Origin of the sequence: Pseudomonas sp. HD6515 (genome assembly GCF_024971855.1) — a bacterium.
In the GTDB taxonomy this organism is placed as follows: Bacteria; Pseudomonadota; Gammaproteobacteria; order Pseudomonadales; family Pseudomonadaceae; genus Aquipseudomonas; species Aquipseudomonas alloputida.
The window spans coordinates 2,434,580-2,456,029 of record NZ_CP079827.1; the positions used below are offsets into that span (position 1 = coordinate 2,434,580).

A 21,450-nucleotide genomic window follows, 5' to 3' on the forward strand; every position below is an offset into this window, starting at 1 on the left:
TTCGCGGGCAGGCCCGCTCCGGCAAGCGAAACAGGCAACGCCGTGCTCAAGGGTTACCCAGAATGCCCACCACCGTGTCCCGCAACTGATCGATGCTGAACGGCTTGCCGATCAGGTGCATGCCCTCCGGTACAGTGAGGCTGTCGGCGTAGCCGCTGGCGAACAGCACCGGTAATAGCGGCCGCAGTTCGCGCGCTTTGCCCGCCAGCACCTCACCTCGCATGTCCGGCAGCCCCACATCGGTCATCATCAGTGCCAGCGTCTGGCTTGGGTCTTCAAGTACACGCAGGGCGGCTGCGGCGTCTTCTGCCTCGATGACCTTGTAGCCCAACTCGTCGAGCACTTCGACCGTCAGCATACGTACGATGTCGTCGTCTTCGACTACCAGAAGGTGCATGGTTCAAATCCTGTACAAATGAGTGTCTTTAATCTGTGCACCGCGCGGCATCAGAAGTTCCCGAGGATACCGCTCCATGCAAATAGATGGAACGATTGCCGAATGCAACCTTCAAATACTGGCTAAATGCCCTGCCAGACCCGTGAAAGCTGGTTAGACTCGCTTATCAGGACAGCGCAGTGGCAGATAACAATAACGACTGATCGGCCACTCTTTTCAATGGACTTTTCTAGCTCGGGCGTTTTCTCATGATTCAAGCAGCCTCGATGGACCAGCGAAGCTTTCGCAAGCTGTTGAGCCGTAACATCGGCCTCCCCCTGGGGGTTGGCCTGCTGGGGGCCGTGGCCTTCGTCGCGGTGATCAACTACCTGCTTTCGGCCATGCAGTGGGTCGAGCACACCGACCGGGTGATCGGCAACGCCAACGAAACGGTCAAGCTCTCGATCGACATGGAAACGGGCATGCGCGGCTTCCTGATCACGGGCGACGAGCGCTTCCTTGACCCTTACGAGGTGGCCAAGCCACGCATTCTCGGCAGCCTGCAAAGCCTGCGCAGCATGGTCGAGGATAACCCGCAGCAGGTTGACCGTATTGACCGGCTGATGGCCTTGCAGCGGGCCTGGAACGACTTCGGTAACGAGATGATCAGCCTGCGCCGTAGCCAGGGCGATTACCAGGCCTCGATCGGCAATGGCCGGGGCAAGCGCATCACCGATGAAATCCGCAAGGAGTTCGATGACCTGATCATTACCGAACAACAACTGCGCATGGCCCGTACCGAAAAAGTCAGTACCGTCACCGTGACGGCGATTTCGGCTTTCGTGCTGTTCATTGTCGGTCTCAGTGCATTGCTGGCCTACCTGGGCCGTCGTGACCTGCTGGCACTTTCGGCCAACTACGCTGAAAACCTGCAGGCCCAGCAGCGTTCGGCGCAGCGCCTGGAGCACCAGGCCTGGCTACGCAACGGCCAGACCCAGCTGGCGCAGCAGGTGCTCGGGCAGCTGACCTTGCCCATGCTCGGCGAGAACATCCTGCGCTTCTTTGCCTCTTATCTGGGCAGCGTGGTGGGCGCCGTGTACGTGCGCGACGAGCATGGCCGGCTGGTGCGTGTGGCCTGTTATGGCCTGAGTACCGAAGCGCAGGCCCGCGAGCAGGTTGAGTCGGACCACCATGGCCTGTTGGCCCAGGCGGTCCGCGAAGGCCGCTTGCTGCGCCTGGACGATCTGCCCGAAGACTACTACCGCCTCAGTTCCGGCCTGGGCAGTGGCTTGCCGCGCAGTGCATTGCTGATGCCGGCGACCGAAGACGGGCAGATCAACGGGGTGATCGAGCTGGGTTTCCTGCGCCCTTTGCAAGAACGGGATGAAGAGCTGCTGGAGCGGGTCGGCGGCAACCTGGGCATGTCGATTGAGAGCGCCCGTTATCGTCAGCGCCTGCAGGAAGTGCTGGCCGAAACCCAGCAACTCAATGAAGAGCTGCAGGTGCAGCAGGAAGAACTCAAGACTGCCAACGAAGAGCTCGAAGAGCAGTCACGGGTGCTCAAGGAGTCTCAAGCCCATCTGGAAACCCAACAGGCCGAACTCGAGCAGACCAACGAGCAGTTGTCGGAACGCACCGATGCGCTGGACCGCAAGAACGATGAGCTGAGCCAGGCGCAGCTGGAGCTGCAGGCCCGTGCCGACGACCTGCAGCGATCGAGCAAGTACAAGTCCGAATTCCTCGCCAACATGTCCCATGAGCTGCGCACGCCGCTCAACAGCTCGCTGATCCTGGCCAAGTTGTTGGCTGAGAACGGTGAAGGCAACCTCAGTGAGGAGCAGGTCAAGTTCGCCGAATCCATCTACTCGGCCGGTAACGATCTGCTCAACCTTATCAACGACATTCTCGATATCGCCAAGGTCGAGGCCGGCAAGCTCGAAGTACGGCCCGAGACCACCCAGGTCGAGCGCCTGGTCGAAGGCTTGCGCGGCATGTTCCAGCCGCTTGCCGGTCACAAGGGGCTGGCCTTCGAGGTCAAGGTCGAGCCGCAGGTACCGGTCACGCTGTTCACCGACCGTCAGCGCCTGGAGCAGATCCTCAAGAACCTGTTGTCCAACGCCATCAAGTTCACCGAGCGTGGCCAGGTCAGCATGAACGTCAGCTTCCAGGCTGGCAGCGGTATCGTGTTCGCAGTCCGTGACACCGGCATCGGCATTGCGGCCGATCAGCAGCAGGCGATCTTCGGCGCCTTCCACCAGGTCGATGGCACCAGCAATCGCCGTTATGGTGGCACTGGCCTGGGGCTGTCGATCTCCCGTGACCTGGCGCATTTGCTCGGAGGCCAGATCAATGTCGACAGCAGCCCCGGGCAAGGCAGCGTGTTCAGCCTGATTCTGCCGGAGCGCTATGCCGCCGAGGCCGAAGACGTCGAGCCGCAAAGCCTGCGCCCGGCCGTCGATGCGTTGCCGCCCGCACCGCAAGCGCCGTTGGCCGCCGCTGTCATGCGCCCGGCGCCGGCCTTTGCCGACGACCGCGAGCGGGCCCCTTTCGATACCCGTTGCATTCTGGTGATCGAAGACGAGCCCAACTTTGCCCGCATCCTCTTCGACCTGGCCCATGAACTGGGCTATAGCTGCCTGGTGGCCCATGGCGCCGACGAAGGCTTCGAGCTGGCGGCCCAGTACATTCCGGATGCGATCCTGCTGGACATGCGCCTGCCCGACCACTCGGGCCTCACCGTCCTGCAGCGCCTCAAGGAGCAGGCCAGCACCCGCCATATCCCGGTGCACATCATTTCGGTGGAAGACCGCGTCGAGGCGGCCATGCACATGGGGGCGGTGGGGTATGCGGTCAAACCCACCAGCCGCGAGGAGCTCAAGGAGGTGTTCGCTCGCCTGGAAGCCAAGCTTACGCAAAAGCTCAAGCACATCCTGCTGGTGGAAGACGACGACCTGCAGCGCGAGAGCATCGCCCGGCTGATCGGCGACGACGATGTCGAGATCACGGCCGTGGCCATGGCCCAGGATGCCCTGGCGCTGTTGCGCCAGAACATCTACGACTGCATGATCATCGACCTCAAGCTGCCAGACATGCTCGGCAACGAGCTGCTCAAGCGCATGACCGCCGAGGATATCCGCGCCTTCCCGCCGGTGATCGTGTATACCGGCCGCAACCTCACCCGCGAGGAAGAAGCCGATCTGCTCAAGTACTCACGCTCGATCATCATCAAGGGCGCACGTTCGCCGGAACGCCTGCTCGACGAAGTGACGCTGTTCCTGCACAAGGTCGAATCGCAGCTGTCCAACGAGCGTCAACGCATGCTCAAGACCGCGCGCAGTCGCGACAAGGTGTTCGAGGGCCGCAAGGTGCTGCTGGTGGATGACGATGTGCGTAATATCTTCGCCCTGACCAGTGCCCTGGAGCACAAGGGCGCCATTGTCGAAATCGGCCGCAACGGGCGCGAAGCCATCGAGCGCCTGGAGCAGCACGACGACATCGACCTGGTGCTGATGGACGTGATGATGCCGGAGATGGACGGCTTCGAGGCCACCCGCCTGATCCGCCAGCAACCGCGCTGGCGCAAACTGCCGATCATCGCCGTGACCGCCAAGGCCATGAAGGATGACCAGCAGCGTTGCCTGCAAGCCGGTGCCAATGATTACCTGGCCAAGCCGATCGACCTGGACCGCCTGTTCTCGTTGATCCGTGTCTGGCTGCCGCAACTGGAGCGAATTTGACTAGCGAACGCAACACCGACATCGAGATCCGACTGCTGATCGAGGCGATCTACCTCAAGTACAGCTACGATTTCCGCAATTATTCCGGCGCTTCGATCAAGCGTCGGATCCTCCACGCGCTGCGTCAGTTCGATTGCCTGACGGTGTCTGCGCTGCAGGAGCGTGTGCTGCACGACCCGGGCATGTTCATGCAACTGCTGCAGTACCTGACGATCCCGGTCAGCGAGATGTTCCGTGACCCTGACCACTTCCTTGCCGTGCGCAACGAAGTGGTGCCGCTGCTGCGTACCTGGCCCTCGATCAAGGTCTGGATCGCGGGCTGCAGCACGGGGGAAGAGGTGTATTCCATGGCCATCCTGTTGCGTGAGGAAGGGCTGCTTGAGCGCACCATCATCTACGCCACCGACATCAACCCGCATTCGCTGGACAAGGCCAAGCAGGGCATCTACTCGATGCAGAGCATGCGCGAATACGAGGAAAACTACCGCCTTGCCGGTGGCCGCCGAGACTTCGCCGAGTACTACACCGCCGCCTATGGCAACGCCATCATGGACAGCAGCCTGCGCGACAATGTCACCTTCGCCGACCACAGCCTGGCCACCGACAGCGTGTTCTCCGAGACCCAGTTGGTGTCGTGCCGCAATGTGCTGATCTACTTCAACAAGGACCTGCAGGATCGGGCGCTGGGCCTGTTCCATGAGTCGCTCTGCCACCGTGGTTTCCTGGTGCTGGGTAGCAAGGAGTCGGTGGATTTTTCGGCCTACAGCGATCGTTTCGAGCCGCTGGTCAAGCCCCAACGGATCTTCCGTAAATCATGAGCGGCTTACGCGCAGTGGTGATCGGCGCCTCGGCCGGTGGCGTGGCGGCATTGTTCCAGGTGCTCGGCACGTTGCCATCGGCGTTCGCCATACCGGTGCTCTGCGTGCTGCACCTGCCGGACGACCGCCACAGCCAGCTGGCCGGCGTGCTGCAGCGGCGGCTGCATCGGCCGGTGTGCGAGGCACGTGACAAGGAGAGGATCAGCGGCGGGCAGATCTATGTGGCAGGGCCGGGTTACCACTTGTCGGTGGAGCGCGACCTGACGCTGTCGCTGAGCCAGGAAGAACCGGTGCATTTCTCGCGCCCAGCGATCGACTTCCTGTTCATCTCGGCGGCCGATGCCTATGGCGACAGCCTGCTGGGTGTGCTGCTTACCGGCGCCAACGAAGACGGCGCCAGGGGCCTTGCCTACATCAAGAACAATGGGGGGCGCACGATTGTCCAGGACCCTCGTGACGCACAGGTTGCCCTGATGCCGGAGGCCGCCCTGGCCCTGCACCAGCCCGACCATATTCTTACTCTGAGCGGTATCGGGCAGTTGCTCGCGACCCTGGAATACAGCGCATGCTAAGCCACACCATCGCCAAACTGCTGATTGTCGACGACTTGCCGGAAAACCTGCTGGCGCTCGATGCCCTGATCCAGGGCGAGGACCGCGAGGTGCACCAGGCACAGTCTGCCGAGGCTGCCTTGTCGTTGCTGCTCGAGCACGAGTTCGCACTGGCCATTCTCGATGTGCAGATGCCGGGCATGAACGGTTTTGAACTGGCCGAGCTGATGCGCGGTACCGACAAGACCAAGCACATCCCGATCGTCTTCGTCAGCGCGGCGGGTCGCGAGATGAATTATGCCTTCAAGGGCTACGAGAGCGGGGCCGTGGACTTTCTGCACAAGCCGCTCGACACCCTGGCGGTGAAAAGCAAGGTCTCGGTGTTCGTCGACCTGTTCCGCCAGCGCAAGGTGCTTGGCCGGCAGCTGGAAGCCCTGGAGCAGAGCCGCCAGGAACAGGAGCTGCTGCTCAGCCAGTTGCAGGTGGCACGGTGTGAGCTGGAGCACGCCGTGCGCATGCGGGACGACTTCATGTCGATCGTCTCCCACGAGGTGCGCACGCCGCTCAATGGCCTGATCCTGGAAACCCAGTTGCGCAAGATGCACCTGGCACGGGGCAACCTGGACGCCTTCAGTGTCGACAAGCTGCAGGCCATGGTCGAGCGCGACGAACGGCAGATCAACAGCCTGATCCGGTTGGTCGAGGACATGCTCGATGTTTCGCGCATCCGTACCGGTAAACTGTCGCTGCGGCCCAAACTGTTTGACCTGGGCCAACTGGTGCGTGGGCTGGTGGAAAACTTCACGGCGCAGGCCATGGCCCTGGAAACACACATCGAATTGCAGCGTTGCGAAGCGCTGAAGGGGGAGTGGGACGAATTCCGGATTGAACAAGTAGTGGCCAACCTGTTGTCCAATGCAATGCGTTACGGCGAGCGCAATCCGGTGCAGGTACGGGTGTTCGAGCAGGGCGGCATGGCCTGGGTGCAGGTGCAGGACCACGGCATCGGTATCAGCGCCGTCAACCAGCAGCGGATCTTCCAGCAGTTCGAGCGGGTCTCTGCCCAGCAGGCCAGCGGAGGGTTGGGCCTGGGGTTGTACATCTCCGAGCAGATCGTCCAGGCACACGGTGGCCGGATACAGGTTGAAAGCGAGGAAGGCAAGGGTGCCACATTCACCCTGCAATTGCCGATGGCAATATTCAAAGAACAAAACGACCAGGCGCGGGCAACCTCTGTGTAAGCCTGGGGTCTGATGGCCAACTGTAAGTATTTCAAGGCGTTAACATGAGTGAAGATGCACAAGATGTGGTTCTGGTCGTCGAGGATGAACCAGCGATTCGCATGATTTTGCGCGATTACCTGGCGGGTGAGGGGTACCACGTCCTGGTGGCTGAGGATGGCGAGCAGGCGTTTGCCATCCTGGCCAGCAAACCGCACCTGGACCTGATGGTGACAGACTTCCGTTTGCCGGGGGGGATCTCGGGGGTGGATATTGCCGAGCCCGCGGTGAAATTGCGGCCCGACCTGAAGGTGATTTTCATCAGCGGCTACCCGGCGGAGATTCTCGAATCTGGCAGCCCGATCACCCGCAAGGCACCTATCCTGGCCAAGCCGTTTGACCTGGATACCTTGCACGAGCAGATCCAGTCGCTGTTGCGCTGAGGCATCCGGCCTTTTCGCGGGGCAAACCCGCGAGGAGGCCGTTGCAGGCTATCGCAGCGTCCGCTCAATCCCGCCGACCAGCAAGTTTTCCATCAGCTCCAACCCTTGCGCTTCAGGCAGTGCTTTGAGCAACCCCGGCAGCTGGTTGAGAAACGTCGCCAGTACATGCGCTGTAGCGTCCAACGCCTGCCCCGGCAGTTTCGCTTGCGGTGCGATCAAGCGCAGCAAACCCGCCTCATAGCGCTTGCGCAACGATGCCAGGTGCGCCTGTTGCGCCTCACTCAAACAACACAAATCCCGCTCGGCCAGCCGAAACTGCAGCGGCCGTTCGGCATGCAACTGCCAGTGCGCAGCAATCAGGCAGCTCAATGCCGATGTCCCCCGGGCCATGGCCCGGCGGGCCTGGTCCAGGGTGGCCTGCAGCTCTTCGTACAACTCTTCGATCAAGTCGTACAGCAGGTCCTGCTTGCTGGGAAAGTGATGGTACAGCGAGCCGGCGGTCAGCCCCACATGGGCCGCCAGCTCGCGCATGCTGACCTGGCCAAAGCCCTTTTCGGCAAACAATGCCATGGCCTGGTCACGTCGCTCCTCAAAGTTGGCACAGCGCATTGCGGCATTGACCGGGGGCATGGCGCTTGGTCCTCAGTAGGTGAAGAAACCGCGACCGCTCTTGCGCCCCAGCCAGCCGGCCGCGACCATTTCCTTGAGCAGCGGAGCAGGGCGGTACTTGCTGTCGTTGAAGCCTTCATGGAAGGCCTCCATGATCGCCAGCAGGGTGTCCAGACCGATCAGGTCGGCCAACGCCAGCGGGCCGATCGGCTGGTTGCAGCCCAGGCGCATGCCGGTGTCGATGTCCTCGGCACTGGCCAGGCCTTCCTGGCGCACGAAGATCGCCTCGTTGATCATTGGCACCAGGATGCGGTTGACCACGAAGCCCGGACGGTTGCCGGCGGTGATCGGGGTCTTGCCGACTTTTTCGGTCACCACCAGCGCCTGGGCGTAGGTGTTGTCGCTGGTCTGCAGGCCACGAATGATTTCGACCAGCGCCATCATCGGTACTGGGTTGAAGAAGTGCACACCAATGAAGCGCTCGGGGTGCTCGATGCTGGCGGCCAGTTGAGTCACCGACAGCGACGAGGTGTTGGTGGCGATCAGGCAGTCGGCGGCAACGTTGGCTGCCACCTGCTGCAGGATGCGCTGCTTGAGCTGCAGGTTCTCGGTCGCCGCTTCGATCACCAGGTGTGCAGCGCTGAGCTGGGTGTAGTCGGTGCTGGTGCGAATGCGTGCTTTGGCGGCTGCGGCCTTGTCGGCGTCGAGGGTGCCTTTGCTGACCTGGCGCTCGAGGTTCTTGCTCAAGGTGGCCACGCCGCGCTCGAGCGCTGCGTCGGAAACATCCACCAGCAGCACCTGGTAGCCGGCAATGGCGCACACCTGGGCAATGCCGTTGCCCATGGTGCCCGCGCCGATCACGGCGATCTGTTCAATGCTCATGTGTCAGTCTCCCTCAGACGCGCTCGAACACGACGGCGATGCCTTGGCCACCGCCGATACACATCGTGGCCAGGGCGTAGCGGCCCTGGATGCGCTGCAGCTCATGGATGGCCTTGGTGGCGATGATCGCACCGGTGGCACCCACCGGGTGGCCCAGGGAAATGCCCGAACCGTTGGGGTTGACCTTTTCCGGGTCGAAGCCCAGCTCGCGGGCCACGGCGCAGGCCTGGGCAGCGAAGGCCTCGTTGGACTCGATCACATCCAGGTCTTGTAGGTTCAGGCCGGTTTTTTCCAGCACTTTGCGGGTGGCCGGGATCGGCCCCAGGCCCATCAGCTCGGGCTCCACCCCGGCGTGGGCATAGCCCACCAGGCGTGCCAACGGTTTCAGGCCCAGGCGGCGCACTGCGTCACCGGTGGCCAACACCAGGCCGGCGGCGCCATCGTTGATACCGCTGGCGTTGCCGGCGGTGACGGTGCCGTCTTTCTTGAATACCGGCTTCATACCGGCCAGTTGTTCGGCGGTCACATCAGCACGCACATGCTCGTCGACACTGAACTGCACGCTGCCCTTGCGGGTTTTCAGTTCCAGCGCAACGATCTGGCTGGCGAAGCGGCCCTCGGCGATGGCACGCGCGGCGCGGCGCTGGCTGGTCAAGGCCAGTTCGTCCTGCATTTCGCGGGTAATGCCGTGCTTGGCCGAAACGTTCTCGGCGGTGATGCCCATGTGGAAGTGCTGGAACGGGTCCTGCAGCACGCCGACGGTATAGTCGATGCCTTGCAGGTCACCCATGCGTGCACCCCAGCGCGCCTGTGGCAGCAGGTAAGGGCCACGGCTCATGGATTCGGCGCCGGCTGCGACGGCCACATCGGTGTCGCCCAGCAACAGGCCCTGGGCCGCAGAGACAATAGCCTGCAGGCCAGACCCGCACAGGCGGTTGACGTTGAATGCCGGCGTTTCCTTGGGGATGCCAGCGTTCATTGCCGCTACCCGTGCCAGGTAGGCGTCACGCGGTTCGGTGGGGATCACCGTGCCCATCACCAGGTGGCCGACTTGCTCGGCGGCCAGGCCCGAACGCTCGATGGCGGCGCGGGTCACGGCGCTGGCCAGGTCGGCCAGTGGCAGGTCCTTGAGGGAACCGCCGAAGCCACCAATGGCTGAACGGACGGCACTGACGACGTAGATTTCTGCGCTGCTCATGAGGGCTCCGATTGCGAAGGCGTGGCGGGACCGGGCCAGGCTCTGCGAGAATGGTGGGCGGCCCCGGAGTGGGATCGAGTCTAGGCAAAGGCTCTGTTGCCGCCTATGCCGGATCTGTTCAAACAACCTGGCACTTTTTGCCACTCAGCATAGACAGCGAAAACCGCCATGCGCGAAAGCGATTCAGTCGCCGTGTACTTCCTCAACGCCATGCTCCACGCCCTGCGCGACACGCCCGCCGAGCGTGATGCCCAGCTGCGTGCGGTGGGCATTGCCCCGCAGCTGCTGGATCAGCCTCAGGCGCGGGTGCCGGCCAAGGCGTTCGCCCAGCTGTGGCTGGCGTTGATCCAGCGCCTGGACGATGAGTTCTTTGGCCTCGACAGCCACGGCATGCCGCTGGGCAGTTTTGCCCTGATCTGCCGGGGTTTGATCCTCGAGCCGAACCTGGAAAAGGCCTTGCGCCAGTGCATGGGGGGCTTCGGCCTGTTCCTGCGTGACCTGCGTGGCAGCCTGACGGTACGTGGCGGGCGGGCGCTGATCAGCGTGCAGTCGAACATTGCCGACCCATTGACCCGGGTCTATGCCGAGGAAACCTACCTGGTGCTGATGATCGGCATGCTGTGCTGGCTGGCCGGGCGGCGGATTGCCATCGACCGCACGGAGCTCGCGGTGTCGCGCCCGGCCCAGGAGGACGACTTGCTGCTGTGGGGGCCGGACCTGCGCCTGGGCAGCGGACGCACCGAGGTGGAGTTCGACAGCGCTTACCTGCGCCTGCCGGTGGTGCAGGACCGGGCGGCTTTGCAGACCTTCCTGCGCAGTGCGCCACAGGGCCTGGTGATCCGCTTTCGCAATCAGAACGGGCTGGTGGCTGAGGTGTATCGGCACCTGCGGGCATTGCGCTATGGACAGTGGCCGACATTGGCCGCGCTGGCGCAGCAGCAGGGGGTCAGTGCCAGTACCTTTCGCCGGCAGTTGGAGCGGGAGGGGCGTTCGTACCAGCAGATCAAGGATGAAGTGCGCCGGGCCATGGCCTTCGAGCGGCTGCGCGAAGGCGCGTTGAGCATTGCCGAAATTGCCGAGCAGGCGGGGTTTCAGGAACCGAGTGCCTTCCACCGGGCGTTCAAGAAGTGGACCGGGCAGAGCCCAGGAAGCTACCGGGCGCGGCTGGCCGGCCTGCGTTCTACCTGTGGGAGCGGGCATGCCCGCGAAGAAACCAACGCGGTGGATGGCACCGGCTCTGCCGGTGTTCGCGGGTAAACCCGCTGCTACAGGGCGCAGAATTGTAGGAGCGGGCTTGCCCGCGAATAGGCCTGCACAGGCCGCCCGAAAGGATCAGGCCGGCACCATGGCAAAGCCAACGCCGAACCGGTTCCAGGCATTGATGGTGGCAATTGCCAAGGTCAGGTTGGCCACCTCGGCCGGCTCGAAGTGTTCCAGCAGGGCTTCATATTGCCCCTGCGGCGCCCCTTGTTCTGGCAAGCGGGTCAGGCTCTCGACCCAGGCCAGCGCAGCACGTTCACGCGGCGTGAAGTAGCTGGTTTCCTGCCACACGCACAAGGTCTGCAGGCGTGCTTCGGTCTCACCGGCCTTGCGCGCATCGTTGGCATGCAGGTTGACGCAGTAGGCGCAGCCGTTGATCTGCGAAGCGCGCAGGCGTATCAGCTCCAGCAGCGAGTTTTCAAGGCCGCTGTTAGCCAGCGCCTGCTCCAGGCCGACCATGGCTTTGTAGGCTTGCGGCGCGTGTTTGGCCCATTCGATACGGTTGTGCATGTCAGTCTCCAGGCGTGTGGGGGGGGATATGGCGCTACTGTAGCGCCGCTCATTGGCCACCCCGATAGCCAATTTTGCGCATAAGCGGGAGGCCAATCGTCCATTCAGGTGGCCACTGACCTGCATCCAATCTCTTCATTTCTGCCAAGCCAGCCGAGCCGGGATAATGACCAGTTCCTGCTAAAAGAGAACCGACTCACAATGAGCGCTGTACTGAACCTGTTGCTGGTGATCCTGCTGGCGTTGAACCTGCGGCCGATTCTGACCAGTATCGGCCCGTTACTCGAACCTATGCGCGCCAGCACCGGCCTGGGTTACCAGCAGGCCGCCTTGCTGACGGCGCTACCGGTGCTGTGCATGGGCCTGGTGCCCCTGTTGCAACCGTGGCTGCGACGCTGGGTCAGCGAGCACGGCGGCATGCTTGGGGGCCTGACCGCCATTGCCTTGGCCTGCCTGTGGCGCCTGCAACTGGACAGTGCCTGGGCGCTGATCGCCAGTGCGCTGGTCGCCGGCCTGGGCGTGGCGGTGGTGCAGGGCATGATGCCGGGGCTGGTCAACCGCTGGTTCCCTGGCCGTCTGGCCGGGGCGATGGGGCTGTACTCGGCGGCGCTGATGAGCGGCGGCGGCTTGGCGGCAGTACTCGGTCCACACATCAGCGGCCATTTCGGTTACTGGCAGGCGGGCCTGGGCGTTTGGGCGATCCCGGCCGTGCTGGCGGTGCTGGCCTGGGCCGTGCTGCGGCCAAGGCAGGAGGCGCCAAAGCTGTCCGGGGCCGCAGGCGGGCACTGGTTCGGCACCCGCCGGGCGTGGTTGCTGGCCCTGTACTTCGGCCTGATCAACGGCGGCTACACCAGCATGGTGGCCTGGTTGCCGGCTTACCACATCGAGCACGGCGGCAGCGCTCAGGGCGGTGCCGACCTGGTGGGCCTGATGACCGTCTTTCAGGTGCTCGGTGCGCTTGGCCTGCCGCTGCTGCTGCGACGTTGGGCCGACAGGCGCCCGGGTTTGTGGCTGGCGCTGGCGATCCAGCTGGCGGGCTTCCTGGGGCTTTTGCTGGCACCTGCGGCGGCTTCCGGGCTTTGGGTCGCCATGATCGGCTTTGGCTTGGGTGCCTGCTTCAGCCAGTGCCTGACGTTGACCCTGGAACACCTGAAAACGCCTGCCGAGGCCGGCAGCCTGGCGGCGTTCGTACAGGGTATCGGCTTTATCATCACCGGCATCGTGCCGTATATCACGGGTTGGCTGCGGGATGTCAGTGGCGACTTCCAGGCTTCGTGGACGCTGTTGACCGTGACCGTGATGGCAATGCTGCTGGTGACCGCGTGCTTCAACCCGCGCGGCTATGCGGCGGCTATCGCCCGGCCGGCCGCAACCGGCAAGGCCGCACCGGTCAACTGAGGCGTTGCAGGGTATCGCGTACCCGGTCCAGCGCCGGGTCGATATCCAGCAGTTCGATGGCGCCGAAGCCCATCAATAACCCCGGGCGGACCGGCGCCTCGCTGAAGAAGGGTGCCAGTGAATACAGGCCGACCTCTACCTTGCGCGCGAGGTTGGCCAACAGTTCCACATCCACTGCGGGCGTAGCCAAGGCACTGAGGTGGAAGCCTGCGCTGGCGGGGATGGCGCTGAACCACGGTGCCAGATCGCCGCCAAGGCGCGCCAGGATGCGCTCGCGGCGTGCACTGTAGACCTCGTGGCAGCGGCGGATGTGCTTGTTCAGGTGGCCTTCGCCAAGGAAGCGCGCCAGCGCCCACTGCAGCAGGGTCGGGCTGTGCCAATCGCTAAGGTGCTTGGCCACGCAAGCGGCCTGCAGTACGGCAGGTGGTAATACGGCATAGCCCAGGCGCAGCTCGGGCAGCAAAGTCTTGGAGAAGGTCCCGACATAGGCGACCAGCCCATGCCGGTCCAGACGCTGCAGCGCGTCCGAGGCTGGCCCGTGGTAGCGGAACTCACAGTCGTAGTCGTCTTCGATGATCAGTGCACCCAGCTCGGCGGCCCGCGCAAGCAGGGCATGCCGGCGTGGCTCGCTCATCGGCATGCCCAGCGGGAACTGGTGCGAGGGTGTGACGTAGATCAGCCGGGTGCCATCGGCGATCTGTTCCACGCACAGGCCCTCATCGTCCACCGGCACCGATTGCAGGCGTGCACCCAGGGCCAGGAACAATTGCCGTGCCGGTGGGTAACCAGGATCTTCCATGGCCACCTGGCAGCCCGGTTCGACCAGCACCCGGGCGATCAGGTCCAGCGCCTGCTGGGCGCCGTTGCACACCAGCAGGTCGGCTGCGCTGCAGTGCACCCCGCGCGAGTAGGCGATGTGGTGGGCAATGGCTCCGCGCAGTTCCGGCAAGCCCTGGGCCGGGAATTGGCGCTCGGGGTGGCGCTGGCTACGGCGCAGTGCGTAGTTCAGGCAACTGCGCCACTGGTCGAAGGGGAACTGTGCCTTGCTCGAAGCACCACCGACGAAGTCATAGCGCGATGGCGCCTGCACCTGGCGTTGGCTGAGCACGGTGGCGCGCTGCTGCCAGCGCTCGAGGGAGGCGGCGCCGGCCAGGGGTATGGTGGCTGATTCGTTACTGCGCAGCGGATGGCGTGGGGTGACGAACGTGCCACGGCCGACCACGCCGCTGAGCAGGTTATCGTAGGTCAGCCGCGAATAGGCCTCGGCCACTGTCTTGCGCGATACGCCCAGTTGTTCAGCCAGCAGACGGGTGGGCGGCAGTTGGGTACCGGCGGCCAGGTGGCCGCTGTCGATACCGTCGCGCAGTTGCTGGTAAAGCTGATCGGCCAGGCCTTTGCGGCCCTCCAGGCGAATGTGCAGTTCCATGGGCGGGTCCGGAGCGGAGGATTGCTCAGGATAGCGGATCGGCTGCGACTCAGGTGCTTGTCACAGGCTACGATGATGCCAAGCCAACCGCTCAGAGCCGGGCGGTGCTGACAGTGATATAGCCTTTTTCTGCCAGGGCAATGCGTATCACGGTTTCATCCTCCGGCGCGTTGCGGTTGCGCTTGATGCGCACGCCTTCAACCGCCGAAGCTTTCATATGCTCTGAAATGGCCCGCCCGTTCGCGTCGAAGAACACCTCGCTGGCCAGCAACTCGATGCGTTCGATCAATTGCCGGGAATGTTCATCGGTGGCGCAGAAGAACATGACCCCCGACAAGTGCGGGTCGTTGTCGGGGTTGGTCATGTCATGGGCCAGCATTTCGCGCAGGCTGCTGCGCAGTTCGGCGATGGGGCGGGCGTACGGGTGCATGCGGAGCCTCCTCTGGATCGCGACCTTGCGTCCTCCAGTGCCGATCATGTTTTCTGTGGGCAGAGGCAGCAAGTAGGGCGCTTCTGAGGGCGGCGTAGGAAACGTCTTAAGATGCTGGGCGGTGGTCGAACCCCAGGGTCTACAAGGCAGCAGCCCCCGCCTTGGCCACCTGGGCATCCTGTTCGGATTTGACGCCGGATACACCAATGGCGCCCACCACCTGGCCTTCCACCCGCAGCGGCACGCCACCTTCAAGGCTGGTCAGCAGGGGGGCGGTCACGAAGGCCGTGCGGCCGCCATTGACCATGTCTTCATAATCCCGCGTCTCTTTGCGCCCCAGTGCGGCGGTGCGGGCCTTTTCCATCGCGATGTAGGCACTGGCCGGTGCGCAGCCGTCCAGGCGTTCCAGGGCCAGTGGGTGGCCGCCGTCGTCGACCACGACGATGGTCACGCTCCATTGTCGGGCCTGGGCTTCCTGGCGGGCGGCGGTCAGTACGCGGGCGATTTCGGTCTGGCCGATAACGAATTTGCTAAGCATGGGCGGGCTCCGGGTTCAAGGCTGCTTCGACGATTTCGACCCAGTGGCGCACGGGCGTGCGTCCAGCCCCATCGAGGTGGGCCTGGCAGCCTATGTTGGCTGTGGCAATGAGGTGCGGTTTACCGCTTTCCAGCGCGTTCAGACGATTGTCGCGAAGTTGCAGTGACAGTTCAGGTTGGGTCAGCGAATAGGTGCCTGCCGAGCCGCAGCACAGGTGGCCATCGGGCACCGAGGTCAGGGTAAAGCCAAGCCGTGTCAGCAACGCCTCTACCGCGCCGCCCAGCTTCAGTGCGTGCTGCAGGGTGCATGGGCAGTGGAAGGCCAGGCGCTGTTCGGCGCCCAGGGCCAATTGTTCGATCGGCTCATCGCGCAGGATTTCCACCAGATCGCGGGAAAGTGCACTGACCCGTGCGGCCTTGGCAGCGTAATGGGGGTCTTTCTCCAGCAGATGGCCATAGTCGCGGACAAACGCGCCGCAGCCGCTGGCGGTCTGCACGATCGCCTCGGCACCCGCTTCGATGGCGGGCCACCAGGCGTCGATATTGCGCCGTGCCCGCTGCAGGCCTTGCTCCTGAGCATTCAGGTGATAGTCCACCGCGCCACAGCATCCGGCCTGCAGGATGGGTTGCACACTGATGCCCAGGCGGTCGAGCAGCCGCGCAGCCGCGGCATTGGTATTGGGTGACAAGGCCGGCTGCACGCAACCTTCTAGCATCAGTACCCGGCGCGCATGGCGCACTGCCGGACGCTGGCCGGGTGTGGTGACCTGCGCCGGCAACTTGCGTTTGAGTGAGGCCGGTAGCAGCGGGCGCAGCGCCTGGCCGCTGCGGGTCAGGGCCTTGAACAATGCCGGGCGCGGCACCACCGCACGCAGGCCCAGGCGCAACAGGCGCTGGCCGAGTGGGCGTGGCACCTGCTGCTCGACCACTGCGCGGCCGATGTCCAGCAGGTCGTGGTACTTCACCCCCGATGGGCAGGTGGTTTCGCAGTTGCGGCAGGTCAGGCAGCGGTCCAGGTGCAATTGGGTGCTGGCGGTGACCGGCTCGCCTTCGAGCATCTGCTTGATCAGGTAGATGCGCCCGCGAGGGCCGTCGAGTTCGTCGCCCAGCAACTGGTAAGTGGGGCAGGTGGCGGTGCAGAAGCCGCAATGTACGCAGGTGCGCAGGATGCGCTCGGCTTCGTCGGCGCGGGCCAGGCGGCGCGAGGTTTCGCTAAGGTTGGTTTGCATGGGCTGGCCTCACAGGTCCGGGTACAGGCGACCAGGGTTGAACACCCCCTGGGGATCGAGCTGCTGCTTGAGGGCGCGGTGATAGCGCATCAGTGCAACCGGCAGCGGCGGGCTGCTGGCTGCACCGGGGGCGTAGCAGGTGGCGTGGCCGCCCACCCTGGCGACCTGGTCGCGAATGGCCTGCGCCGGTGCGCAGGTCTTGAGCCAGCGCTGGGCACCCCCCCAGTCGATCAGTTGCTGGCCGGGCAGGTCCAGCTCGCCGGTGACGGTGGGTACGGACAGGCGCCACAGGGGGGCGGCGTCGGCAAAGAACGCCAGGCGCTGCTCGCGCAGGTCGCTCCAGAAGCGGTTATCGAGCGTTTCGCCCCCCAACCGCTGGCGTGCCGATTGCACCGACCCTTCGCCGCCTTCCAGGCGCAGGTACAGCGTTTCGCTGTCATGGCAGGCGGCGCTGATCGGGAGCGGTTGCTGGCCCCATTCGGCCAGCTCGGCCAGCGCTTCATTGCGGCCCATCGGCAGGCGCAGGCTCAGGCACAGGCGCGGCCGTGGCAGCACTTTCAAAGAAACCTCGGTCAGCAGCCCCAGGCATCCGAAGCTGCCCGCCATCAGGCGTGACACATCGTAGCCGGCGACGTTCTTCATCACCTCGCCACCAAAGCGCAGCAGCTTGCCGTGGCCGGTGATCACCCGTGTACCCAGTACAAAGTCGCGCACCGACCCGGCCCACGGCCGTCGCGGGCCAGACAACCCGGCCGCGACCATGCCGCCCAAGGTGGCCTCGGGGCCCAGGTGGGGTGGTTCGCAGGGCAGCATCTGGCCGGCCTCGTGCAGGGCGGCCTCGATCTCGCGCAGGGGGGTACCGGCGCGGGCCGTGAGTACCAGCTCGGTGGGGTCGTAGCTGACAATGCCGCGGTGGTTGCGGGTGTCGAGTACTTCGCCGGCCACCGGGTTGCCGAGCATCGCTTTGCTGTTGCTGCCCTGGATACGCAGCGGCGTACCTTCGTTCAGCGCCTGGTTGACCTGCTCCAACAGCGCCTGGCTCATGTCGCGGTCCATGCTCATCAGAAGCGCTCCAGCTCGGGGAAGGGCAGTTGCCCTTGGTGCACGTGCAGGGCGCCGAATTCGGCGCAGCGGTGCAGGGTGGGAATGTTCTTGCCGGGGTTGAGCAGGCCCTGGGGGTCGAAGGCGGCCTTCACCGCGTGGAACAGGGTAATTTCGTCGCTGTTGAACTGCGCGCACATCTGGTTGATCTTCTCGCGCCCCACGCCGTGTTCACCGGTGATGCTGCCGCCCACCTTCACACACAGTTCCAGAATCTTGCCGCCGATCGCTTCGGCACGCGCCAGCTCGCCGGGCAGGTTGGCATCGAACAGGATCAAAGGGTGCATGTTGCCGTCGCCGGCATGGAACACATTGGCCACCCGCAGGCCGTACTCTGCGGACAGGTCGCTGATGCCCTTGAGCACCCGTGGTAACTCGCGGCGCGGGATGGTGCCGTCCATGCAGTAGTAGTCCGGGGAGATGCGCCCCACGGCCGGGAAGGCGTTCTTGCGCCCGGCCCAGAAGCGAACGCGCTCGGCTTCGTCGCAGGCCAGGCGCACCTCGCGGGCCCCGGCTTGGGTCAGCACGGCGGCGACGCGCGCGCAGTCGTCGTGAACATCGGCTTCCACGCCATCCAGTTCGCACAGCAGGATCGCCGCCGCGTCCACCGGGTAGCCGGCATGGATGAAGTCTTCAGCGGCGCGGATCGCCAGGTTGTCCATCATCTCCAGGCCGCCAGGAATGATGCCGGCAGCGATGATGTCGGCGACTGCCCGGCCGGCGTCCTCGACGCTGTCGAAACTGGCCAGTATCACCCGCGCCACCTGGGGCTTGGGCAGCAGCTTGACGGTGACTTCGGTGACGATACCGAGCATGCCTTCGGAGCCGGTGAACAATGCCAGCAGGTCGAAGCCGGGGCTGTCCAAGGCATCGCTGCCGAGGCTCAGGCGTTCGCCCTCGACCGTAAGGATGTCCACCTTGAGCACATTGTGTACGGTCAGGCCGTACTTGAGGCAGTGCACGCCACCGGCGTTTTCGGCGACGTTGCCACCGATCGAGCAGGCAATTTGCGAGGAAGGGTCGGGTGCGTAGTACATACCATGGGGTGCGGCGGCCTGGGAGATGGCCAGGTTGCGTACGCCCGGTTGCACGCGGGCGTAACGCCCCTGCGGGTTGACCTCGAGGATACGGTTGAAGCGCGCCATCACCAGCAGGATGCCCTTGGCCAGCGGCAGGGCACCACCAGACAGGCCGGTACCGGCGCCACGCGCAACCACCGGTACGCCGCGCTGGTGGCAAAGCTTCAACAGCGTCTGCACCTGCTCCAGGCGCTCGGGCAGCGCCACCAGCAGTGGCACGGTGCGGTAGGCCGACAGGCCGTCGCATTCGTACGGTTTGAGGTCTTCATCGCGGTGCAGGATTTCAAGATCCGGCAGGGCATCGCGCAGCGCCTGCAACAGGGCGGCCAGGTCCACGTTGGGCAGCGCGCCATCGACGCGTTCGTCGTACAGGATATTCATTGGCTCACTCGCAACGGTTTTTGTTGTTGTTGGCGAAGCGGTCACCGATGCAGCGTGCGCGTGCTAGCGTTTGGGGTCGAGTGAGATGTTGACTGGTCCTACCAGTTTCTTCGGGCAGTACTGTTTATTCACGGTTCTGTCTGGCTAGATTGGCGCTATAAGTCAAAGTGGTCCTACCAGCAGGGGTGTGCGCAGTGGGTACTGAAGGCAAGGCCAAGGTCGCCGACCAGGTGGCCGAACGGGTCGAGCGGCTTATCGTCGAAGGCGTGCTCAAGGTGGGCCAGGCGCTGCCATCGGAGCGGCGGTTGGTGGAAAAGCTTGGCTGTTCACGTTCGGCCTTGCGCGAGGGCCTGCGCATTCTGCGTGGGCGTGGCATCATCGACACCGAACAGGGGCGGGGTTCGTTCGTCGCCGATCTCACCGGGCAGGCGGGTGCTACGCCTTTGATGCACCTGTTCAGTTCGCAACCGCGCACGCTGTTCGACCTGCTGGAGGTCAGGGCGTTGCTGGAGGCTGAGTCGGCGCGGCTGGCAGCGTTGCGGGCTACCGACGTCGACCGCCTGCTGATCCGCCGGCGCTACGAAGAAATGCTGGCTGCGCACGAGGCTGCGCAGGCGCTCGATGCCCGTGAGCATGCCCGCCGTGACCATGCCTTTCACCGGGCGATCAGTGAGGCGTCGCATAACCCGGTGCTGGTGCATACCCTGCAATCGCTCAGTGACCTGACGTTGAGCACGGTGTTTGCGTCGGTCAACAACTTGTACTGCCGGCCAGCGCAGAAACGCCAGATTGATCGGCAGCATGCGCGGCTGTATCGCGCAGTCATGGAGCAACTGCCCGAGCAGGCGCAGCGGGCGGCGCGTGAGCATATCAACGGCATACGCGACAGTTTGCGGGAGATCGAGCAGGAAGAGCAGCGCCTGGTCAGGGCGACCATGCGTATGGATGGCTGGGGGTGAAGCGGCCCTGTACCGGCCCTCTCGCGTCGAACCGCCGCGAAAGGGCCGGTACAGGTTTACTCAATGGTCAGCCACAGGGTCATCTTGCGACAAGATGGCCCGGGCCAGCTCTTCATCGTTGGCCTGCAACCCAGGATGGTCCTTGCGGACCTGTTCAAGCGCCGACTCCACATAGGCGCCGCGGATGGCACCGCCGCTGGCGACGAACGCTGAAAGTTCGTCACGGGCCGGGATGATCCGTTTGTCATCCTTGAAGGTCGAATACAGCGAAGCGGAAATACCGGCCGAGGTGGCGACGTCGCCCGCATCGACGCGGGCCAGGGCAGCACCGGCAGGCATCAGGAGCAGCAGCGCAGGGGCGAGCAGTAGGTGGCGCATGTCGTGTTCTCCAGTAACGTGAAGCACAGGGAAATAAACCACTCAGTGTCTAAGACGGTTGAGGCGTTCGGGTAGTTCCCTTCTGCTGGCAGGAGCGTGGCGGGGATGAAGGTGAACCTGCCGCTGACGATATGGCTGAACGCACGGTTCGCAAGGTGTCGACGGAGCGCGTCATGGATTGACCGCGTCGGGACGCGCGTGATTTGCTTGGGTGGAGGGGCTTCGCGGGCAAACCCGCAGAGCGCCCTGCCGATCATTCAAAGGGAACTGAAGGTTCGCCCATGTCCGACTACAGGCTGCATTGCTTCGCCGAATCCGGCAACGCCTACAAGGCTGCGCTCATGCTTGAACTCACCGGCCAGAACTGGCAGCCGGTGTTCGTCGACTTCTTCCATGGCCAGACGCGTGAGCAAGCCTGGCGCGATGAGGTGAACGAGCAGGGCGAGGTGCCGGTGATGGAGCATGCTGGCAAGCGCTTCACCCAGTCTGCGCTGATTCTGGAATACCTTGCCGAACAGACCGGCCAGTTCGGGCCCCGTGATGAAGATGAAAAGCGTGAGATCTGGCGCTGGATGCTGTTCGACAACCATAAGTTCACCAGCTATTACGCTGCGCTGCGCTTTCTGTTCTGCCTGAAGAACACCGGCGAAACCGATGTCACGCGGTTCCTGCGCGAGCGTGCCACGGCGGCTTACCGTATTGTCGACGCGCACCTGGCGAAGACGCCATTCATGGTCGGTGGCCGGTTGACCATTGCCGACCTGTCGTTGGCGGGGTATGTGTTCATGCCAGAAGACACCGGTATCCCGTTGGCAGCGTTCACGCACATCGAGGCCTGGAAAGCCCGTATCCAGGCGCTGCCGGGGTGGAAACACCCGTATGAGCTGATGCCGCGCACGGCATCCTGACTCATTCGCGACTAAAGCCG

21 protein-coding genes are annotated in these 21,450 nt (G+C 64.1%); 9 read left to right on the top strand and 12 right to left on the bottom strand.

Features of this window, described 5'->3' with window-relative positions:
• Window positions 1-46: 46 nt before the first annotated feature.
• A complete protein-coding gene (locus KW568_RS11235) occupies window positions 47-397 on the bottom strand; it encodes a response regulator (RefSeq protein WP_003256181.1) in 351 nt (116 codons plus the stop codon).
• Window positions 398-645: 248 nt separating this feature from the next.
• Between KW568_RS11235 and KW568_RS11240 the strand changes: the two genes are divergently transcribed.
• The 5 genes from KW568_RS11240 to KW568_RS11260 are packed head-to-tail and all read left to right on the top strand — an operon-like array spanning window position 646 to window position 7,145.
• Complete coding sequence (locus tag KW568_RS11240) at window positions 646-4,113, top strand: response regulator (protein ID WP_003256180.1); 3,468 nt, start codon at window positions 646-648, stop codon at window positions 4,111-4,113.
• Entirely contained in the window at window positions 4,110-4,931 is an 822-nt protein-coding gene (locus KW568_RS11245; RefSeq protein ID WP_003256179.1) for a protein-glutamate O-methyltransferase CheR, read from the top strand. The genes KW568_RS11240 and KW568_RS11245 overlap by 4 nt, the downstream gene beginning before the upstream one ends.
• A complete protein-coding gene (locus tag KW568_RS11250; protein ID WP_003256178.1) occupies window positions 4,928-5,503 on the top strand; it encodes a chemotaxis protein CheB in 576 nt (191 codons plus the stop codon). The genes KW568_RS11245 and KW568_RS11250 overlap by 4 nt, the downstream gene beginning before the upstream one ends.
• Entirely contained in the window at window positions 5,497-6,723 is a 1,227-nt protein-coding gene (locus KW568_RS11255; RefSeq protein ID WP_003256177.1) for a hybrid sensor histidine kinase/response regulator, read from the top strand. Before KW568_RS11250 ends, KW568_RS11255 begins: the two co-directional genes overlap by 7 nt.
• Before the next feature lie 44 nt (window positions 6,724-6,767).
• The gene (locus KW568_RS11260; protein ID WP_003256176.1) at window positions 6,768-7,145 is read left to right on the top strand and encodes a response regulator; all 378 of its coding nucleotides are present in this window, start codon (window positions 6,768-6,770) and stop codon (window positions 7,143-7,145) included.
• A 48-nt stretch (window positions 7,146-7,193) separates the two neighbouring features.
• On the opposite strand, the gene KW568_RS11265 is transcribed toward KW568_RS11260, so the two are convergent.
• From KW568_RS11265 to KW568_RS11275, 3 genes are read right to left on the bottom strand one after another with little or no spacing between them, the layout of a single operon-like run.
• Window positions 7,194-7,775 (bottom strand): TetR/AcrR family transcriptional regulator, encoded by a 582-nt coding sequence (locus KW568_RS11265; protein ID WP_003256175.1) that lies wholly within the window; start codon window positions 7,773-7,775, stop codon window positions 7,194-7,196.
• Between the two features lie 12 nt (window positions 7,776-7,787).
• Window positions 7,788-8,636, bottom strand: a complete 849-nt coding sequence (locus KW568_RS11270; protein ID WP_003256174.1) for a 3-hydroxybutyryl-CoA dehydrogenase — start codon at window positions 8,634-8,636, stop codon at window positions 7,788-7,790.
• A gap of 13 nt (window positions 8,637-8,649) precedes the next feature.
• Window positions 8,650-9,834, bottom strand: a complete 1,185-nt coding sequence (locus KW568_RS11275) for an acetyl-CoA C-acyltransferase family protein (RefSeq protein ID WP_003256172.1) — start codon at window positions 9,832-9,834, stop codon at window positions 8,650-8,652.
• Between the two features lie 168 nt (window positions 9,835-10,002).
• Between KW568_RS11275 and KW568_RS11280 the strand changes: the two genes are divergently transcribed.
• Window positions 10,003-11,091, top strand: a complete 1,089-nt coding sequence (locus KW568_RS11280; RefSeq protein ID WP_004576025.1) for an AraC family transcriptional regulator — start codon at window positions 10,003-10,005, stop codon at window positions 11,089-11,091.
• Window positions 11,092-11,166: 75 nt separating this feature from the next.
• On the opposite strand, the gene KW568_RS11285 is transcribed toward KW568_RS11280, so the two are convergent.
• A complete protein-coding gene (locus KW568_RS11285) occupies window positions 11,167-11,604 on the bottom strand; it encodes a carboxymuconolactone decarboxylase family protein (RefSeq protein WP_004576024.1) in 438 nt (145 codons plus the stop codon).
• Window positions 11,605-11,805: 201 nt separating this feature from the next.
• On the opposite strand from KW568_RS11285, the gene KW568_RS11290 reads away from it, so the two are divergent.
• Window positions 11,806-13,002: a CynX/NimT family MFS transporter gene (locus KW568_RS11290; RefSeq protein ID WP_003256168.1), complete on the top strand. Its 1,197-nt coding sequence runs from the start codon at window positions 11,806-11,808 to the stop codon at window positions 13,000-13,002.
• On the opposite strand, the gene KW568_RS11295 is transcribed toward KW568_RS11290, so the two are convergent.
• The 6 genes from KW568_RS11295 to glcD all read right to left on the bottom strand — a co-directional run bounded on the left by KW568_RS11295 (window position 12,995) and on the right by glcD (window position 19,185).
• Window positions 12,995-14,428 (bottom strand): PLP-dependent aminotransferase family protein, encoded by a 1,434-nt coding sequence (locus KW568_RS11295; RefSeq protein ID WP_004576023.1) that lies wholly within the window; start codon window positions 14,426-14,428, stop codon window positions 12,995-12,997. The genes KW568_RS11290 and KW568_RS11295 overlap by 8 nt on opposite strands.
• A 91-nt stretch (window positions 14,429-14,519) precedes the next feature.
• Window positions 14,520-14,858, bottom strand: coding sequence for a hypothetical protein (locus KW568_RS11300; protein ID WP_004576022.1), 339 nt, complete (start codon window positions 14,856-14,858; stop codon window positions 14,520-14,522).
• A 139-nt stretch (window positions 14,859-14,997) separates the two neighbouring features.
• Window positions 14,998-15,396 (bottom strand): heme-binding protein, encoded by a 399-nt coding sequence (locus KW568_RS11305; protein ID WP_003256164.1) that lies wholly within the window; start codon window positions 15,394-15,396, stop codon window positions 14,998-15,000.
• Entirely contained in the window at window positions 15,389-16,624 is a 1,236-nt protein-coding gene (gene glcF, locus KW568_RS11310) for a glycolate oxidase subunit GlcF (RefSeq protein WP_004576021.1), read from the bottom strand. The genes KW568_RS11305 and glcF overlap by 8 nt, the downstream gene beginning before the upstream one ends.
• A 9-nt stretch (window positions 16,625-16,633) precedes the next feature.
• Window positions 16,634-17,686 (bottom strand): glycolate oxidase subunit GlcE, encoded by a 1,053-nt coding sequence (gene glcE / locus KW568_RS11315; protein WP_004576020.1) that lies wholly within the window; start codon window positions 17,684-17,686, stop codon window positions 16,634-16,636.
• The gene (gene glcD, locus KW568_RS11320) at window positions 17,686-19,185 is read right to left on the bottom strand and encodes a glycolate oxidase subunit GlcD (RefSeq protein ID WP_003256158.1); all 1,500 of its coding nucleotides are present in this window, start codon (window positions 19,183-19,185) and stop codon (window positions 17,686-17,688) included. The genes glcE and glcD overlap by 1 nt, the downstream gene beginning before the upstream one ends.
• Before the next feature lie 194 nt (window positions 19,186-19,379).
• Between glcD and glcC the strand changes: the two genes are divergently transcribed.
• Window positions 19,380-20,144, top strand: coding sequence for a transcriptional regulator GlcC (gene glcC, locus KW568_RS11325; RefSeq protein WP_003256156.1), 765 nt, complete (start codon window positions 19,380-19,382; stop codon window positions 20,142-20,144).
• A gap of 60 nt (window positions 20,145-20,204) precedes the next feature.
• Here the strand turns inward: glcC and KW568_RS11330 are convergent, their stop codons facing one another.
• Window positions 20,205-20,522 (bottom strand): DUF2388 domain-containing protein, encoded by a 318-nt coding sequence (locus KW568_RS11330; protein WP_004576019.1) that lies wholly within the window; start codon window positions 20,520-20,522, stop codon window positions 20,205-20,207.
• 281 nt (window positions 20,523-20,803) lie between these two features.
• Between KW568_RS11330 and KW568_RS11335 the strand changes: the two genes are divergently transcribed.
• Entirely contained in the window at window positions 20,804-21,430 is a 627-nt protein-coding gene (locus KW568_RS11335; RefSeq protein ID WP_003256153.1) for a glutathione S-transferase family protein, read from the top strand.
• Window positions 21,431-21,450: the final 20 nt, after the last annotated feature.

Bases quoted from the DNA above. Each gene is read 5' to 3' on its own strand.
- KW568_RS11240 (WP_003256180.1), top strand. From the start codon at position 646: ATGATTCAAGCAGCCTCGATGGACCAGCGAAGCTTTCGCAAGCTGTTG.
- KW568_RS11280 (WP_004576025.1), top strand. From the start codon at position 10,003: ATGCGCGAAAGCGATTCAGTCGCCGTGTACTTCCTCAACGCCATGCTC.
- KW568_RS11265 (WP_003256175.1), bottom strand. From the start codon at position 7,775: ATGCCCCCGGTCAATGCCGCAATGCGCTGTGCCAACTTTGAGGAGCGA.
- KW568_RS11330 (WP_004576019.1), bottom strand. From the start codon at position 20,522: ATGCGCCACCTACTGCTCGCCCCTGCGCTGCTGCTCCTGATGCCTGCC.
- KW568_RS11335 (WP_003256153.1), top strand. From the start codon at position 20,804: ATGTCCGACTACAGGCTGCATTGCTTCGCCGAATCCGGCAACGCCTAC.
- glcF (WP_004576021.1), bottom strand. From the start codon at position 16,624: ATGCAAACCAACCTTAGCGAAACCTCGCGCCGCCTGGCCCGCGCCGAC.
- KW568_RS11275 (WP_003256172.1), bottom strand. From the start codon at position 9,834: ATGAGCAGCGCAGAAATCTACGTCGTCAGTGCCGTCCGTTCAGCCATT.
- KW568_RS11250 (WP_003256178.1), top strand. From the start codon at position 4,928: ATGAGCGGCTTACGCGCAGTGGTGATCGGCGCCTCGGCCGGTGGCGTG.
- KW568_RS11255 (WP_003256177.1), top strand. From the start codon at position 5,497: ATGCTAAGCCACACCATCGCCAAACTGCTGATTGTCGACGACTTGCCG.
- KW568_RS11290 (WP_003256168.1), top strand. From the start codon at position 11,806: ATGAGCGCTGTACTGAACCTGTTGCTGGTGATCCTGCTGGCGTTGAAC.
- KW568_RS11235 (WP_003256181.1), bottom strand. From the start codon at position 397: ATGCACCTTCTGGTAGTCGAAGACGACGACATCGTACGTATGCTGACG.
- KW568_RS11270 (WP_003256174.1), bottom strand. From the start codon at position 8,636: ATGAGCATTGAACAGATCGCCGTGATCGGCGCGGGCACCATGGGCAAC.
- KW568_RS11305 (WP_003256164.1), bottom strand. From the start codon at position 15,396: ATGCTTAGCAAATTCGTTATCGGCCAGACCGAAATCGCCCGCGTACTG.
- glcD (WP_003256158.1), bottom strand. From the start codon at position 19,185: ATGAATATCCTGTACGACGAACGCGTCGATGGCGCGCTGCCCAACGTG.
- KW568_RS11260 (WP_003256176.1), top strand. From the start codon at position 6,768: ATGAGTGAAGATGCACAAGATGTGGTTCTGGTCGTCGAGGATGAACCA.
- KW568_RS11295 (WP_004576023.1), bottom strand. From the start codon at position 14,428: ATGGAACTGCACATTCGCCTGGAGGGCCGCAAAGGCCTGGCCGATCAG.
- KW568_RS11300 (WP_004576022.1), bottom strand. From the start codon at position 14,858: ATGCACCCGTACGCCCGCCCCATCGCCGAACTGCGCAGCAGCCTGCGC.
- glcE (WP_004576020.1), bottom strand. From the start codon at position 17,686: ATGAGCATGGACCGCGACATGAGCCAGGCGCTGTTGGAGCAGGTCAAC.
- KW568_RS11285 (WP_004576024.1), bottom strand. From the start codon at position 11,604: ATGCACAACCGTATCGAATGGGCCAAACACGCGCCGCAAGCCTACAAA.